Origin of the sequence: Vibrio crassostreae (genome assembly GCF_041439375.1) — a bacterium.
Classification (GTDB): Bacteria; Pseudomonadota; Gammaproteobacteria; order Enterobacterales; family Vibrionaceae; genus Vibrio; species Vibrio crassostreae_D.
Genome location: NZ_JBGONY010000033.1, coordinates 40095 through 57561, shown reverse-complemented (window position 1 = coordinate 57561; position 17467 = coordinate 40095). Strand labels below are relative to the sequence as shown.

The window sequence follows — 17467 nt, the reverse complement described above, 5'->3', positions numbered from 1 at the left end:
AACCGAGGTCCACGGATTTGCAATCCGCTGCATAGCCACTCTGCCAAGGCGCCTTTTTAATTCAACACTTTAGGGACTTAAGTAAGCCGCACCGCTGTGTTCGGGTGCCTACTTTACGGATTAAGGGGAGATAGTCAAACAAAAAAGTGAATTTAAATTCCGTTTGCTGACATTTAAATCAAATTGCTGCATGTTCGATCTCTTCAATCAAAAAACACACAGCAAAATCGATTTAAATAAGATGTTTTAGCGCTACCACTTCTTCATGAAACGACCGACAAGGCTCGGATGATACGCCCAGCAGTGGTCGAACATCGTCATAAGTTGAGGGTTACCATACTTAGAAAGACTAACCGCATGGAAACGGTTTTTGTGTTCTTTCAACTTTTCAACCTGAGCAATCATTTCGTCAGATTGTTTAGGTGCAATAAAGTCCGAAAGTACGATTAAATCGGCATTCTTGTATTTATCACCCGTCATCAAATCAATCGACTTCATAAGAACAGGTTCTAGATCCGTACCGCCGTGGAATGAGTAACTTAAGAAGTCGCTCGCTTCACGTAAGCCATCTTGCCTTGTTAACTCATAAGTAATCTGCTCAGAAGAGAACAGAATCACGTAACAGTCTCTCTCTTCCGCAAGAGCAATTTGCATTAAGGCATAAGCCATAGCTTTAGCAGACTGCTCAGGGAAACCACTCATAGAGCCCGAAGCGTCCACACAGACGATAAACGGGCCCTTTTCAATATCGATGTTCTTGCTATCTGGTTTTTGCGCCTTCACTTTACGTAACGTGCGTGATTTACCTTGCGAGCGATAGCTCAGTAAACGCTTGTCGGCCAAGTGCTTGTAAAAGATAACCTCAAGTTCAGGATAGGCTAGGAACATGGTTTCGTTTGGCAGCATTTTGTTCAGGTCATCACTTTCATGAATCCCAACAATATCATCGACGGCCTCATCGCTCTTCTCTTCAACCATCTGCAATTCTTCTACAGGGGCTTTGTGAAGCGAAGGATCATCTTCTTCACCAGCCATACGGCCCAGCTTTTCAGCGATCTCTTGCAAGCCCTTGTGCTTATTCAAGAACTCAGCATGACGCTTCATGATGGTAAGGTCTGTTTTGCTTAACTTGGCAGATGCCATATCCCACAAGCGCCCTACACTGCCTTCATCACCCGACTCCGTCACTTTGTCCATGTTTTTCATGGTTTCCATGCGCTGGTAAAGATCGGCTAAGACTTTTTCTTTGCTCGTTTCAAGTTCGGTTACTTGAGCTTGCTTGATCGCATCTGATAGTGATTGGTACCACTGGTCGCAAAAGTAGTGTGGAAACATCGCGTTATAAACGCCCTTATTGTTCTCCATAAGGCGTCTAGCTTGTAGATAAAACGCTGAGTGCCACTCAAGCTTTTTGATAACACTGTCTATCTCATCAAAGAACTGAGGTTCATCCCAGTAAATCACTTTTTGGTAAAGGGCGATCTCCTCTTGGAATCGATCAGTTTCACACACTTTAGTGACGCGTTTTTTTACTTTACCACGCCATTTCACTAAGTGGTTTTTCACTGATGTCTTCACACCTTTGTTCTCTGCAGCCATCATGACTTGAGAACGAGCGATGAGATCATTCATCGCTGTATCAATGATTCCTGAATCAGCCACCATCAAAGCGAGGTTTAAGCCGTCTGCTCCTAACATATGCTCTCCCCTTACTCGAAGTACTGGCTCATAAACTTAATACGCTGAGCAATCTTACTGCTCTTCACTTTGGTTGTTTCAAGATCTTGCGTTACCGCTTGCAAACTTGCTTCCATCGCTTTCGGTAAATCAGGGTCAATATAGTTATGAGGTAACGCATCATGGAATTCAGTGCGAACGCGTTTTAACTTGAATTCCGCTTCGGTTAACTGTTCTAGCGCTCTTTCAGCGCCACTTAACCACTTGTTATACAGTTCTTGATCCAAACCATCGGTGGTAACAACGCTCACCAAGACAGAGCGATTGGCAATGTCTTTAATCACTAATTGGTTCGAGGCATCTAAGTCGAGTTTTAAACGGCATAGGTTTTTATTTTCGTTTACGTAACCGTAAATATCGCCGTGACCTTCTTTAAGAACACGATCAAAATCGTCTTTGGCTACGTATACCCAACGGCTATCGCCTTTCTCTGATTCAGACACCGACATGTTGCTTTGTAGCATAACCAGTTTAACTAGATTGTATGCACTGCCCACGCTGTACATTTTCGCGTTCTTGATATCATTCTGGTAAACGTCTTTTCGCAACAAGCCGCTGGTTGATTCCATAGAAAGCGAAACAGATAGCGTCGATTCAACATCGTCTTGAATCTCTTCTAACTCTTCACGAGACATTTCGATTTGCGCTTTTGACTCTTGCTGATCGAACGCACGGTTCAATGCAAAGTCTTTAACCACGCTACGTACCACATCTCGTGATTCTGGGCTATGCCATAAACAATCTTGCAGAAGCATGATATCTAGCGGGTTCACGCTATCTCGCCCGCTAAAGAAGGCGCTCGCTTTCAATAGCTTAACGGCCTTCTTCCAACGTCTGTCGGATACATACAAATCAGACTCTGATGCAGAACCTTGCTTCTTAACTGTTTCCTCAAGCATGGTTTTCAGTTCATACAGCTTGTTAAACGAGTTATCGGTCAGCTCTAACTTGTCGAGCTCTTTCTGCCACTGATGGTATTCAATGTCAGTGATCGCCAAGCCTTTTGGAATAACAGCTTCTTGAGATGTGCCAGTCGTCAGCATCGATTTAAAGTTTTGTTTGTTTTGAATACGGTTTACAAACACACGAACCAACATACGGTCATAAAGCGCTTCCAGGCCGCTGTCTTCGTCTGGAAGTTCATTAGATGCAGATACCAACAAGCGCATTGGTACACGCTCAATGTCGCTGCCGTTTTTGAAGGTTTTTTCGTTCACTACAGTAAGCAGTGTGTTTAGGATTGCAGGGCCTGCTTTCCAGATCTCATCAAGGAACACAACTTGTGCAGTTGGTAGGTACCCTTCAGTCAGTCTTACATAACGACCGTTATCTTTTAATTCTTGGATACTTAGCGGACCGAACACTTCCTCTGGCGTAGAGAAACGTGTCATCAAATATTCGAAATAGCTACTATTGTCAAAAGCTTGGATCAAGCGTTTAGCAATAAGACTTTTTGCGATGCCCGGAGGGCCTAATAGGAATACACTTTCGCCGGCGAGAGCCGCCAGTAAACAGAGCTTAATCGTGTCTTCTCTTTCATAGACACCATCGGATAGAGCATGCGCTAATTTATTGATTCTTTCAGAGAGTAGCGCTTTGTCAGCATGTGAGGAAATAGAAGGGTTCATGCGTTACTCCGGAAATCTTTTAACTGTTGATAGTGTAGATATGTTTTTATACATTTGTTAGCACTTTGTTACAAGTGTATTTTATTATTGAGTTGCATTTATATCAGATGGTTAGGGTCGTAATTTTCATGTAATCATAGATTCCAAATATGAGAGTAACATCACGAACGGCGCAAAACGAAATCTATAACTAAACCCAATTTTTCTTTTATTTTCGACACCATAGACGTTATGGTGGTGCACGTCTTCAGTTATCGACAAATTGGCAAGGAATGTGGCCAGACTGCATGAGTAAAGTTATCCATCAATGGAAAAGTATTTCTCTTATAGAAGAGAACGTGACGCTCCCTACGAACGTCGTGGTAAAACATACAACAATCAACCACCCTGGCGCGGCCGTTATTCTTCCTATCACTTCGTCTGGAAAGATTATCCTCATTAACCAATTTCGCCCTTCTCTCAAAAAGTGGCTTCTAGAGTTACCTGCAGGCACTATGGAAATTGATGAGACACCTCTTGAATGCGCGCAGCGCGAACTGGAAGAAGAAACAGGTTACAGTGCAACTTCTTTTCAAAGTTTAGGGCAAGTTACGCCTTTAGCTGGCTTCTGTGATGAAATACAGTATCTGTTTGTCGCAAAAGACTTAAGCCTCACTACCCGCTTTGAATGTGATGAAGATGAAGTCATAGAAGTGATCGAACTGAGCTTAGAAGAACTGCAAGATAAAATACGACACGATCAAATCACCGATACAAAAACTATCGCTTGTTTAAGTAAAGCCCAACTCTGCGGCTACCTATAACACTCTAGGAGAGAAACATGGACTTTCGTTCTGATACCGTAACTAAACCCTCACAAGCTATGCGCGATGTAATGGCAAGCGCAGAAGTCGGTGATGATGTATATGGTGATGACCCAACAGTAAACGAGCTTGAGCAGTGGGCAGCCAACGAAACTGGCTTTGAAGCCGCTATGTTCACCTCTTCAGGTACGCAAGCCAACCTACTCGGCCTAATGGCGCACTGTGAGCGTGGTGATGAATACCTATGTGGTCAACAGGCGCACAACTACAAATACGAAGCCGGTGGCGCGGCGGTATTGGGCTCGATTCAACCTCAACCAATCGAGAACAACCCAGACGGCACTTTAGATTTTAAAAAGCTTGCTGCTGCGATTAAGCCAGACGACAGTCACTTTGCTCGTACTAAGCTTCTTAGTTTAGAAAACACGATCAACGGTAAAGTGCTGCCAATGTCTTACCTAGCGGAAGCTCGTGAGTTCGTAAACCAACACGGTTTGCAAATGCACTTAGACGGCGCACGCGTATACAATGCGGCAGTCGCTCTCGGCGTTGACATTAAAGAGATCGCACAACACTTCGATTCGATGACAATTTGTTTATCGAAAGGTTTAGGTGCTCCAGTCGGCTCTCTGCTACTTGGTAGTAAAGAGTACATCGCTAAAGCACGTCGACTACGTAAAATGGTTGGTGGCGGTATGCGTCAAGCAGGCATTCTTGCTGCAGCAGGTAAAATGGCACTGACTGAGAACGTTGCTCAACTTAAAGCTGACCACGAGAACGCGAAAAGCCTAGCGATCGGCCTAAGCAAGTTAGAAGGCTTTTCTGTTAACCCTGATTTCATTCAAACTAACATTGTGTTTGCTAAGTTAGATGAGTCCGTGGATATCAACCGAATCGCTCGCGAACTGGGCAAACAAGGCATTACGATGTCTCCAGGTAACCCGGTTCGATTTGTTACTCATAGAGATATCAGCTCTGAAGACATCACTACTTTCCTAACAAAGCTAGAAAATGCACTTTAACTCTTAACGAGAAGAGCCTCTATCGCAATTAACACTAAAGCTTCCTTCGGGAAGCTTTAATTTTTCATCAAATTTGTTAGACAATTCCACAACAAAACCAGCCTTCGACACCTGTAGGTTTTCTAGAAAACACACTAGATTGACTGGAACAGAACGCAATCTCATTTTGGCCTATAAGGATACCTTCTAAGAATAATCCCTAAATTTAAGCATTCAATTAACCTTTGAGTTCGAATTTCATTAATGACTTAAAGCTTTGTCTGTTCACTAGAGGTAAATAACTTAGTAATAATAATGTCAAGCTTTTAAATACCACGCATACGGTATTTAAAACTAGAGTTAACCTCCCCTAAAAAATTCGTTTAAATAACTAATTTCAATAAACAAACAGCAGGTACCCCTCTCCGAAATAAAAATTTAAAATCGCTAAAATCAACTTATAAATTAAGTTTTCAAATTAGCCTCCCCGTTAATAACACTGTAACTATTGTGATGACAACGGCCCATCAAAAAACTCAATACACTCGACATAGACCATACTTCTACTTTTATCAATTAAATAAAAATCGCTCGTCAACTCAAACATTGGGGGAAACTCCACTATCTAATTGAATATAGTATTATTATCCAATTATTTAATCTCTTCGGTTCAGATTAAAATCATACTAAAACTCATACTTCTCTTAAATAATAAACTTTTTTTACTACTTCACCATTTTTTAAAGCACATATAGTTTTCACAGTTAAGCAACAAGTTACATTCAACCGTTGAGAGGTGAGATTATGGTTAAAGCATTTCGAATTCTTCATAACTTAATCGTCTCAGCGTTAATTTTCAGTCTGTCACTTTCATTATATGCCAGTGCTAATAGCTTAACGTTAGGAATTAGTGGTCAGATCAAAGACCGATGCGAAATAAACTTCTTTTCTGGCAACATTATGAATTTTACGGAACACCGTGATGTGCAATCGTTGCCTTTTAATATTTATTGTAACCGTCCGTTGGGTATAACGATCAACTCAAAATATGGAGGCTTAAAATATCAACATCAAGGGGTTGATATTATTGAAAGTTACAATTTGTCATTACAAATAGACGAAATTCGTCTTCATGAAAGTAGGCACAGTAGCCAACTTACTTCACCAGTAATGATAGACAGTTCTGGTGTTATTCCGTTCTCTCAACAGGGGAATCTTAGGGTAGCACTCGAAAATAGCTTGCATTACGCAGGTTATTATCAAGACGTTATTGAGATCGAAGTTTACCCTTCGATTCATAGCGTAACAAAGTGAAAACTCTGCAATGTATCTGCAGAACAACATACGCTCAGCAGTATTCGAGCCAATCATTTAAGATAAAGGAATTTCTAATGAAAAAGCTAACACTCTACGCAGCAACAGTCACAGCTATTTTTGGCGCTCAAGTCCAAGCCGCTCCAGGTGATGTACAGTTAGTTGGATTTGTTTCACCTGTATGTGAGGTTACTGGTCTTTCAACGCAACTGATGGACTTTGGTAACGTATCTCAAATTCAAAACCTTTCTGTTAGTGGTCTTAACATGAAGTGTAATGACGTCGATGGTGCAACTGTGACACTGACAAGTGCTGAAGGTGGTCTAGAGTCAGATGATAGCGAAGACTACGCCCTTACATACGATGCAACATTTAATCCTTCAGGCTTAGCTCCTTTCACGCTTAATGCACCAGGGGGCCCAGGTCTAAATGACGTTTCAGTCAGTAATTCTTATGGCGGTTCTGGCGCATTAGCGACAGGTGTTGCCGCATCTATTGATATTGTGACGACAGAAACCTCCCCATGGGCAGGTGGCTACTCAGATACATTAACCGTAAATATCACCTCAAATTAGAGGCTAATAAGTCGGGGGCTATTAATTGGCCTCCGACTTAATCTCAGCCTCAATCTCAACGACGTAAGTTTAATTTGGAGCTCTTCGCTATGTATCAATGGATCATGCATAAATGGATCGTTCTTTTCCTATTGTCATTCACTTGTTTGTCCGCTCATGCGTTCAAAGTAGAACCGATGTCTATGGAAATGACGCCGCTTGGAAAAAGAGCTCAAATGACCATGAGGGTTGAGAACTCTTCTCAAGAACCACTCACGGTTGAGTTGTCTCCGGTATATATGACAATGGACAAATATGGCAAAGAGACCACCACTCCTGCTGATGACGAGCTATTAGTTATTCCTGTGACCGCGATTATTGAACCTGGACGATCACAATCCATTATGGTGCGCTATTTAGGCGATCCTTCCATCACAGAATCTAAAGCGTATCGAATTGCTGTGAAGCAAGTGAAAGTTCAAAGAGCAAGCAGCAACCAAGGGCAAGTAAGTCTTTTACTTCAGTTTAATACGCTTATCAACGTCCGACCTCAGAACACGGTTTCTCAGCTTGAAATAAAAAGTATCGAACAAAATGACAAAAGGAACAAATGGGTTCTTGAAGTAATTAACAGTGGCAATAGTTATGGTCGATTAACCAATACAACATGGAAAATATCTGATGGTAAAAACTCAACCTATTTAAAAGGTGTAGAAATCGCTAAGCGTATTCCGGGAACTTTAGTCCTTCCCTACTCCACTCGTTATTTTGAAATGCAGCCTCTTAAAAATTACAACGTGAATAACCTAACGATTGAAATAGAGCAGGATCAATAGCAATGAGACGTTATATTTGGGGAACGATCATCTATTGCTTTCTGTGTGCACAAACGTTGGGCATAACACTGTTTCCAACCGTCATTGAGCTCAACACAGATCACCGGGCAGCATCTCAACTGGTTGTGACTAACAACTCAACACAAGCTCTCCCACTTGAAGCTAACGTTCGTCGATTAAAATTCTTATCTGATGGTACATTCGAGACATCGGAGCTAGCGAGTGAAGAGGTGTTTGTGTTTCCACCTGCCGCGATGTTAGCCCCCGGAGAACGTCAAGTATTCCGTATACAATGGTTGGGAAATAGATCACTCGAAACCTCTCAGAGTTATTTCATCCGTTTCAGTACCGTGAATATTGGACAGAACAACGCGAGAATAGATAAACCCATCGATTTGACAACCGGTATCAACTTACAAGTTCACTACAATGCGTTGCTGCACATTCACTCATCGTCGTTAGAGCCTGACGTGAAATTGCGCATAGATGAACAAGGCAAGCTAACACTCACTAATTCAGGATCGCGATTTACCTATACGTCGTTACTTCATTTTGCAGGGCTCGAATCTCAAAGCCAAAAAGTACATGAGGCTTTAGGTGAGCAGTTTATTCCACCACGCTCCACTATTACTTTCCCTTCTTCTTTAAATTACTTACCAATGGGCACTTACCATGGGCATGAAAACTGAAAACCATCACAAGATGTGGCAAGTTTTATATGTCTTGGGATTAGTACTTTTTTATTGTGCCGCCTTAAGCCCCGCAGCTTGGGGCAAGAAAATGGTCTTGAACCCAACAGGGCGAGATATTCAACTTACCTCTTTGCTAAGGATAAGTGACACCATACTGGGGGAAGCAGACATTATCATTACCGCAAACAACGAAATTTTGTTACCGAAGGAAAGTACGCTTTCACTCCTTTCATCCGTCGTAACTCAAGAAGGTATTGGGAGACTCAATGGCACGACAGACGATGAGATGCTGTCTCAGCACCATTTTGAGAGTGTAGGATTAGGTCTGAGTTTCGATTTCTCTTCATTAGAATGCATCGTGACGGTACCGCCTGAATTTAGCTTAACCCAACAACTGTCTATGAACGGCGCAGATGATTTTTATAACTATGTTGAGCCAAATTTGTTAAGTGGATACGTTAACTTTGCCCTTTCGGCCAATGAGACCCAATATGTCGATCAGAATTCGTCAAGGCAGGATCTCTATCGCAGTCAATTCGACTCAGCACTTAACATTGGTTTTCTAAACTTTGAGTATGAATCCTACTTAGAAAACAGCTCATCACAAGATTCGCGATACGTGAGAGAAGGATCTCGCCTTAATATTGACTTTGCAGAACAAGGCACACGACTTGTGCTCGGCGATATGTACAACAGTGGTCAATCTTTTCAGGACAGTACCGACATACTTGGTATTGGCTTAACTCGAGATTTCACACTCATTCCAACCAGAAATGCGCGACCACGAGCCAATCAATCATTCACCCTTCAAAGGGCATCAAATGTCGATGTCTATATAGATGGGATTGCAGTCCAAAGATTAACCCTAGGCGCTGGTAGCTATAACCTTAGTGATATACCCCTGGCGCAAGGTAGCAATGATATTGTACTCGTCATCACCGACCGCTCAGGTAATGAAGAACGCATCGAGTTTTCTATTGCAACCGGTAACGATTTGCTAAATAGCGGTGAGTTTGAATATAGCATCATGTATGGAGCGCCTTCTGAATTACAAAATGGGCAACTAGAATACCTTACCGATGAGCGTATTTTCCATGGTTATGTCGATGTGGGTATTAACCCTTGGTTAACGTTGGGTACAAACTTTCAAAGCCGTAAAGATCTTTACCAATATGGTGCCACCGCGTTACTCGCTTCTACATGGGGCGTCACTGAGCTCAATGCTTCGCGTAGCGAACACCCTACATTTGGAACTGGCGACGCATACAAATTTGCATTCGATGCGGAGTTCTCCAATACGAACACTCTGTCTCCACAACTGAGTTTCAGTTATGAATATCTGGCCAACAATTTTACTGGGGTCTCAGGGTTTGATGCTTCCGATATCGATATCAATTTAACCACCCATTATGTATCTGCATTCAGCTCTATTTACCTTAGTCAGTCTTTACGTGCCGCCATGACTCTCAATTACCGCTCAGGAATAGACAAAGAAAACGATTATTGGCTAATTAGCCCGAGTTTATCGGACAGACTGTTTGATACACCCGCCACCTGGAGCGCACGCGTCAACTATCGGAACAACGCAACCGAAGACGATGATATCAGCACTACAGTCACCGTTAGCTGGCCTCTTAGTCGACAAACTCGTGTCGTCGGTCGATACACCACAGAACTCAATGAAGCCGCCTTAGATTACAGCTATCAAAATAATATTGGTAACACAGGCGGGATATCAGCGTTTGCGAGTGTCATTAATAACGAAGAAACGGATGCCGATATGGATGCCGGAATTAACTACACGGCAAACCGCTATGAATTAAATGCAACCCACGCTTCGCGGCTTGAAGACATTAGTGGTGAAACACGAAACCACAGTACTGACGTGACTATTAGTAGTGCGCTTGCTTTTGCAGGTACCTCTGTGACAATCGGCAGACCGGTGCGCGAAGCATTTGCAATTGTCAGCAAGCACAAAAGCTTGAAAGAAAATGATGTAGATATCGATCCCACAAAAGATGGTGAGTACGCACGCGTTTATCTTAAAGGAGATACAAGTGCTATGGTCCCAGACCTTGTTGCTTATAATGGCCAAGTAGTCAGTTACGAGGTCGATAACTTGCCGCCAGGGTATGACTTAGGTGACGGCGCTTTTTGGATTAAGCCTGGTTATAAACGGGGCTTCCAACTCCAGATTGGATCTGATGCAGTATTAACCGTTATTGGCAAGCTATTCGATCGTCAAAGTAACAACCCTATTTCACTTGTCGCTGGTGTAGCACATTACCTTGGTGAAGCAAAACAGTTGCCAATTGACTTCTTTACCAACCGTAACGGCATATTTGCTATCTCTGGATTAAAGCCAGGTAAATATCAATTGGTACTAGACACTAAAGAACAAGAGTCAGCCATCATTTCCCTCAGTGAACGCAGTGACAATTTGATAAGACTAGGAGATGTGTATGTTGAATAAGCAAGTACTTTGGGGCTCCTTGTTCCTCACCGCCATAAACCATCTGCCTTATGCATTTGCGTGTGAAGCTAATGCGTTGACTATTCAACCCGTCTCATCTAAATCACAATATGATGTTTTCAGCGCAGGCACATTCGCCACAATAAACACTTACCGAATAGATGCGAACATAATTGGCGAACCCTGCGAGTTAACCTTAATTTTGCAGCTTAACGATACCAGTCGCTCGTTAAAAGGGTCTAGCCAAGACAAACTCAACTTTGAGTGGAGTGGACAGATCGGTATGCCAGTGGCTAATCAATGGCACTTATCATTAACCGACAGCCAACCTTCGGCAACGATACAAATGCGATTCCCGAGCAAGCAATGGTTAGCATCAGGAACCTATCGGGGGTTATTGGAAGTCTCACCTTCTTATCTATCAAAAAGTAAACAGATAGAAATTAGCCCTAGCTCCATCCCGGTCTCTGTTAACGTTCCGCCTGCTGCAAGAATTCATTTTTATGGATTAACCCAACAACATTATGACCTTGATCTTGGAACATTATATTCAAACAAAGTTATTCGTTCTGCACCTAACCTATGGGTTCAAAGCAATACAGCTTATACCATCGTATTGGAATCATCCCACCAAGGAATGCTGCGTCATGAATCTAATGAGACCAAATGGGACATTCCATATCAATTATCCCTCGATAACGACAGAGTAAACCTTGAGCAACTGGATATAAGAATTCAACGTCTTTCGGCTACGATTGGTCAACCGATTCCTTTAAGCTTTGTTATAGGTGAAACAGAGAACAAACCAGGAGGACAATATAACGATACATTACAAATTTCTATTGAACCTCGACTTTCACAGCAACCGTAATTATGCAATTATGTAAAAATTAAGCCGTAGAGCTCAATTTTATAAAACACAACGTCATAGAATCAAAACATGATTTACCAGGCTCGGAATAAGTTATGCATAGAAATAATTTAAAGCAGATGCTCCTAATTGGTGACAACGGTATTAACAACCAGTTTATTCAGCGCGAAATAGAAAAATACAGTAGCTTTTCTTTTAGCAGAGAATGTTTGGCAAGCATTGGGCGCTCGAGTAATCATAAAACTTTCGATATCGTCCTTATTAGCTACTTGCTATTGGCAAATATCGAAGATATCAACATCATCTTATCCAAAATAGAATCCAATAAATGGGTAGTTTATGATGTCCCTGCAGACATTACCGGACAGAGTATTACCGTAATGCAGCTATTCAACTTGTTTAATATAAAGGGAATCATCTATCAGGATGCTCCAATTGATCATCTTACCCGTTGTTTAAAAACAGTGTGTGACGACGATTTGTGGTTACCGAGAAAGTTAATGTCGCATATTTTATCTAATAGGCACGATTACACTTTCAAGTCGAAAGTAATACTATCTAGCCTTACAAAAAGAGAAGTTCAAATATTCAAACGGGTGATTAGAGGAGATTCAAATTTAGAAATATCAAACGAACTATTTATTTCAGAAAGTACGGTAAAGACGCACGTATACAATATATATAAAAAAATAAATGTCACAAATCGCAAAGAAGCGATAAGAAAAGCATACTTTATCAATAGTTTAGAGAACATTATACAACCAGACATAAAGCTCAAAGTATAACCACAATACAAAGATAATAGTAAATTACAGTTACCAACAAGCACGATGACAGTTGACGAAAGTCCCCTTTCAGAACTTGGTCTAAGTTCCACCATTAACAAGTTTCTGCTCTGAGATCCAACAACTGCACATCACAAAAACTTAAGCCTCACGACACGTTTTGACTCTATAACTCAAAGCTTCTCAAAAAGCTTAGCTGCTCCGATTTGCACACGACTTTCCTAACAAAGCTGTAAGGAGGTTCAAACACATCAGCTTGATATAGGACCCTCAATATGTCGCCATTTTCGTGTACTTGTTCTAACAGTAGTTCAATTAAGGGTTCATACTTATCAAGCGAAGTGCTATCAGTTTGAATGTGATAAAGTGCCGAGACATAAGCATCAGAAAAATCTTTAGAGTGGTTTTGACTGATCGCGTAAGGAGTCAGAATACGACTTTGTTCTATTACGATATCTCTAAAGTCATCATCACTGAAGGATGGAGACATCAAGATGCCCCAATCATTGGCAACCCCGACACGGTCCTCCCAAAATGGTGATCGACGACCCGCTACAAACGTGCAAAAATCATTTGGGTCAGGATATGTTTCCGTCACTATACTTTCAGCTAAAGATTGGTTTGGAGTATAAGAGTCTGGAGTTTCGCAGAGTACCAGCTTGCATTCTTTTAAAGCTAGCCCACCAACCGTTGCTTTTCCGCTAGAATCCAAAGCCCCACTCCCGATGACAGATCCAGAAGGCTCGACTAAAGAAAATGGCGCATTAGAATAAGGCATACCGTTTGGATACTTGCACTCTATATCCAACGTATACGTCCCTTCTTGATCTTCAGTTACAGAAACCGAAGGGTTTTGCGCGCCGCCTAAACACATGGTGTTGGCTTTGTTCATAGTCATCTGGTCAGAAAGGCGGCATACACCGATACCTTCGAACTTAACGGTAGGAGAAGCTGATATGAATTCGGCCTCGGCTTCAATAGTACCTGAGGCTACACCCTTTTTATCACCACCGGCATCACCAGTACTAGCGCTGAATTTACTGCCTTTTATAGCAATGCTGTTACCGCCATCCATAGAGACGGTCGTGGTGCCGCCCGCTAAATCGGCGGACTTTGCATTGTTACCATAAGGGATAGGAACAACAGGTTTGCCGACTGTTGTTAAACAAACTCCAAAGAGTATTTTGTTCGATTTACTCAAAAACACCGCAACTAAACGCAAAAAGCGCCTTACGGCGCTTTGTTTTATACATCTCGAATCCAAACATCATTAACATGTTGTTTCAGTAAATCAATCACACTTTGGTGGATAAAAACCAAACCATAATCTTCTTCCAGTTTGAAAATTAGTCTTTCTTCAAGTGGAGCACTCTTCCACTTTGAGAGATCAAACTTTTTGTTATATAGACAAGCTTGACCATCGAATAGAAGCGGAAACGTATTATCAGACCCGTTTTTAGATCAACTTAAACGATGTTCAATCACTGCTGGTGTTTGCTCGAACAAAGCTTGAATCAGCGTTGACTCAAATTTAAGCGACTCTTTACTATAAACAATGCCAGAATCATTTCTTCCCGTATCATATTGGCTTTGTAAGACTGCAGGCAAAAAAACATGCATATTTTCAAAAGGCTCGCCATCGGCTTCATAATAAGTTGCTGTTTCAGTTTTAAAACCATCCGGTACTTTCAAGGTATCTCTTACAAAGACTCCTGGTGAAGGAAAAAAGACTAGAACCAAATCCGGTATTTTGGGAAATAATGAATCAGACTTTGTCGCAGAAAGCAAACCGTCTTGCTTAAACTTCTGTTCAATCATGCAAACTCCATAGGTATGAATTCAATTCCAGTGACTCCAGCAGCCTCTAGAGCAGATTTAACATCATCACTTACAAAGCAAGCCAATTTATAATTTGATAACGTAAAACAGTCATGTTTAATTTTTTCTCCAGTAAACTTACTCTTGTCTATAAATACATCAGAAACTCGTCCGTACCCACCATAAATATCCTTAAACCTCTTCGCTTTAGATGCATTTGGTTCAAGTAAATCATAACTAGCTACGTAATTCATAAATGAATAACTTAAGTTCTTACCTTCATTGTGAACTTCTACCGGCAGGAATTGAACGCCTTTAAAGCCCTTAGTTTCAAAAACCTCTTGAACTGTATTACTAGCCAAAAATCCGAGTGCGATTTTCAAAAAGTCTGATACACCACGCTCTTCATAGAAATCATCAACCGTAACAACCGGTTTATGGGTAAATAATTTAAATTTAGTTTGGTAGCAGTTCAATTGCAGAGGTTCTTGCTCAGAAAATGATCCTTCACCTTCTTCAAATCTACCAAACATTAAATAGTATTTCATACTTAAAAACCTAATTTTGGAACAATTTTGCCTTTATAGGCCAGACGTTTTAGTTTGCCATTTCTAGTAACTTTGAAGTCATGGTGTAATTCTTTGCTTTTATTTGAATTCAACCTATGACTACACGTTTCGCTAGTTGCTGTAACTGACGCATGTGTTAATTGATTACAACACCCCTTTCCACCGCTATCATAAGTATTATGGAACTTATTGTTTAGTGCGCCATTCCTGCTAAATTCGATGATATCATCATATATGTCGCTACTAATCTCGTTTAATTCACCATTAATATCTTTTATTGCAGATTTATCACAATAGTACGATGACTGTATTGCATCTGAAATCAACCTTAACTGAGTTCTCACATTAATTGTATAGGGGTTGGGATGTGGACCGCTATGCAAAGGCAACTCATAGAAGCATGCTAATTCTGGAATCGTTGGTAAGACAACAATATTGTGCCAATCATTCAATTCATAGCCTAGAGCAGATAACTTTTTATACAAAATCGAATTATTTTTGAGCTCATCAACTGTAATAATGTGGTGGGCAGCTAAAATACTACCTATTGAAAACTGTTGCCCTTGTTCTAGTAAGCCATCTACCTGAGCTTTAACAAATTCTCTTTTAGCTTCCGCCTTGTCCCAAAGATGTTGAGGCCGTCGATATCTTTTGCCATCTGGGTTCTTGTCATAACATCTAGCATACAACGGATGTATATAAGGGGAAGAACTAACTCTTTCATTATGTTCCTTCAAAAACAACCAAGGATAGTGTTTGTTTTTTTTTGTTCCACGTCTTACAAACCCAAATTCACTGTCGCTTTTTATATAGTACTTACCTTTAAATCCTTTTTCTTTACAATAATTTGCGGCGGAGTCGCTCTGTTTTTTCTTTCCAACCTTTTTATCGCATAACCAACATTCATCGGGCCTCTTCTCTTTTTTTTCTTGGCTAACTTTATCATCATGTGTGCCCGCCTCAGCGGACCCTTTATCTGATTGTGAGCCAGCATTCGATTTAGATTTTCCTCTTCGAAGGCTCATATCGACTTTGTCTTTCAGAAACATTAAAGCATCAGGAATATGTTGGTGTGCCTGCTTTTCGACGGCTTCAACCTGAGATTTAAAATTTCCAATTTCCAGCGCATATTCATCGTAGCCAAAGAAAGATGCTTTTTTGGCTAGCTCGTCTAATACATCAGCGAAACTCAGAATCGCCTCAGAGATGATTTGTAAGACTTCATATTTAATAACATTCCAATCCAGATTAGTTAAGAACTTATCTACATCACCTTTACCATATTCTCTAACAAGAGCAAAAACATCATCACGAGATTTATCTGACTTTACTGCCTTTCCAACTCCTTTTAAAACTGAACCCAAAGTTGGTATTGCGCCAATACCCGACAATGCCAAATCTAACCATGCTTCTTGGCTGTTTTGATTCTCTTCTTCGCTAAGGAACAAGATGTTTGCAGTTATATCCCTTGCATCGAGAACCTGGTCAATTCCTGGGACAACACCAAGTAATGTATTTAACATTATCTGCCCAGTTGTGGGATCTTTATTAAAATCCCCTACAATAAAGCCCCAGAGCCAACTGCCAACTGTTGAAGATTGATTTTTGGCAGCTTCCCAGAAACCTACTTGACCTATTTTAGTACTCTCGATCAACTTATGAGGGTCAAAGGTGTTCTTATAATATGGGTTTGTGTTGACATATTTAATATCAGGCTGAAAATCTCTAATGTCCTCTCCATATTCAATTTGAAAAGTGCCCTGAGTGATACCGCTGACATTAGCTTCTCCCTTCTCATCAAGAACACCTTCAAAGCTAGAACCACCGCTATCAACTAACTGGTATGGAGCCTGGAACCCTGTTCCATCGTCATAAGTGACTTTTAAATCAACCGTATATGTCCCTTCTTGATCTTCAGTTACAGAAACCGAAGGGTTTTGAGCACCGCCTAAACACATAGTGTTGGCTTTATTCATGGTCATTTGGTCAGAAAGGCGGCATACACCGATACCTTCGAACTTAACGGTAGGAGAAGCTGATATGAATTCGGCCTCGGCTTCAATAGTGCCTGAGGCTACGCCCTTTTTATCACCACCTGCATCGCCAGTACTGGCGCTGAATTTACTGCCTTTAATTGCAATGCTGTTGCCGCCATCCATAGAGACGGTAGTGGTGCCTCCCGCTAAATCGGCGGACTTTGCATTGTTACCATAAGGGATAGGAACAACAGGTTTGCCGACTGTTGTTAAACAAACATCAGGAAGTGTTGCGTTCGCTTCTCCTCCTGAGCCTTGATGAACTACGCTGAGTCCATTAGCACAAACTGTTACGCCCATAGTAAATCCAATTAAATTCCAATAGATGTATGATAAGAGAGATTGCTTGC

General features: G+C 41.2%; 14 protein-coding genes and 1 pseudogene. 9 read left to right on the top strand and 6 right to left on the bottom strand.

Annotation, left to right across the window (positions count from 1 at the left end; translation table 11 throughout):
• Positions 1-252: 252 nt before the first annotated feature.
• Together viaA and ACED45_RS14515 are read right to left on the bottom strand one after the other, a co-directional pair.
• Complete coding sequence (gene viaA / locus ACED45_RS14520; RefSeq protein ID WP_146492492.1) at positions 253-1698, bottom strand: ATPase RavA stimulator ViaA; 1446 nt, start codon at positions 1696-1698, stop codon at positions 253-255.
• 11 nt (positions 1699-1709) lie between these two features.
• Positions 1710-3365, bottom strand: coding sequence for an ATPase RavA domain-containing protein (locus tag ACED45_RS14515; protein ID WP_050634205.1), 1656 nt, complete (start codon positions 3363-3365; stop codon positions 1710-1712).
• A gap of 287 nt (positions 3366-3652) precedes the next feature.
• Here ACED45_RS14515 and ACED45_RS14510 point away from each other — a divergent pair, with 287 nt between their 5' ends.
• The 9 genes from ACED45_RS14510 to ACED45_RS14470 all read left to right on the top strand — a co-directional run bounded on the left by ACED45_RS14510 (position 3653) and on the right by ACED45_RS14470 (position 12694).
• Positions 3653-4168: an NUDIX hydrolase gene (locus tag ACED45_RS14510; RefSeq protein ID WP_371714328.1), complete on the top strand. Its 516-nt coding sequence runs from the start codon at positions 3653-3655 to the stop codon at positions 4166-4168.
• A 17-nt stretch (positions 4169-4185) separates the two neighbouring features.
• A complete protein-coding gene (gene ltaE, locus ACED45_RS14505; protein WP_123285630.1) occupies positions 4186-5190 on the top strand; it encodes a low-specificity L-threonine aldolase in 1005 nt (334 codons plus the stop codon).
• A gap of 768 nt (positions 5191-5958) precedes the next feature.
• Positions 5959-6483, top strand: a complete 525-nt coding sequence (locus ACED45_RS14500; protein ID WP_230682276.1) for a hypothetical protein — start codon at positions 5959-5961, stop codon at positions 6481-6483.
• Positions 6484-6560: 77 nt separating this feature from the next.
• Positions 6561-7058, top strand: a complete 498-nt coding sequence (locus ACED45_RS14495) for a hypothetical protein (protein ID WP_017080976.1) — start codon at positions 6561-6563, stop codon at positions 7056-7058.
• Positions 7059-7147: 89 nt separating this feature from the next.
• Positions 7148-7873 carry a molecular chaperone gene (locus tag ACED45_RS14490; protein ID WP_371714327.1) on the top strand — a complete coding sequence of 242 codons (726 nt, stop codon included), beginning with the start codon at positions 7148-7150 and terminating at the stop codon, positions 7871-7873.
• 2 nt (positions 7874-7875) lie between these two features.
• Positions 7876-8562, top strand: a complete 687-nt coding sequence (locus ACED45_RS14485; RefSeq protein ID WP_371714326.1) for a molecular chaperone — start codon at positions 7876-7878, stop codon at positions 8560-8562.
• Positions 8546-11038, top strand: coding sequence for a fimbria/pilus outer membrane usher protein (locus ACED45_RS14480; protein ID WP_371714325.1), 2493 nt, complete (start codon positions 8546-8548; stop codon positions 11036-11038). Before ACED45_RS14485 ends, ACED45_RS14480 begins: the two co-directional genes overlap by 17 nt.
• Positions 11028-11909: a hypothetical protein gene (locus ACED45_RS14475; protein WP_371714324.1), complete on the top strand. Its 882-nt coding sequence runs from the start codon at positions 11028-11030 to the stop codon at positions 11907-11909. The genes ACED45_RS14480 and ACED45_RS14475 overlap by 11 nt, the downstream gene beginning before the upstream one ends.
• Before the next feature lie 95 nt (positions 11910-12004).
• Complete coding sequence (locus tag ACED45_RS14470) at positions 12005-12694, top strand: helix-turn-helix domain-containing protein (protein WP_371714323.1); 690 nt, start codon at positions 12005-12007, stop codon at positions 12692-12694.
• A gap of 693 nt (positions 12695-13387) precedes the next feature.
• On the opposite strand, the pseudogene ACED45_RS14465 reads toward ACED45_RS14470, so the two are convergent.
• The 4 genes and pseudogenes from ACED45_RS14465 to ACED45_RS14450 all read right to left on the bottom strand — a co-directional run.
• A pseudogene (locus tag ACED45_RS14465) lies at positions 13388-13874 on the bottom strand (DUF4150 domain-containing protein); the annotation flags it as partial.
• A gap of 281 nt (positions 13875-14155) precedes the next feature.
• On the bottom strand, positions 14156-14512 hold the full coding sequence (locus ACED45_RS14460) for a hypothetical protein (protein ID WP_371714322.1): 357 nt from the start codon (positions 14510-14512) through the stop codon (positions 14156-14158).
• The gene (locus ACED45_RS14455; RefSeq protein ID WP_371714321.1) at positions 14509-15060 is read right to left on the bottom strand and encodes an imm11 family protein; all 552 of its coding nucleotides are present in this window, start codon (positions 15058-15060) and stop codon (positions 14509-14511) included. Before ACED45_RS14455 ends, ACED45_RS14460 begins: the two co-directional genes overlap by 4 nt.
• Positions 15061-15062: 2 nt before the next feature.
• Positions 15063-17417, bottom strand: coding sequence for a PAAR-like domain-containing protein (locus ACED45_RS14450; RefSeq protein WP_371714320.1), 2355 nt, complete (start codon positions 17415-17417; stop codon positions 15063-15065).
• Positions 17418-17467: the final 50 nt, after the last annotated feature.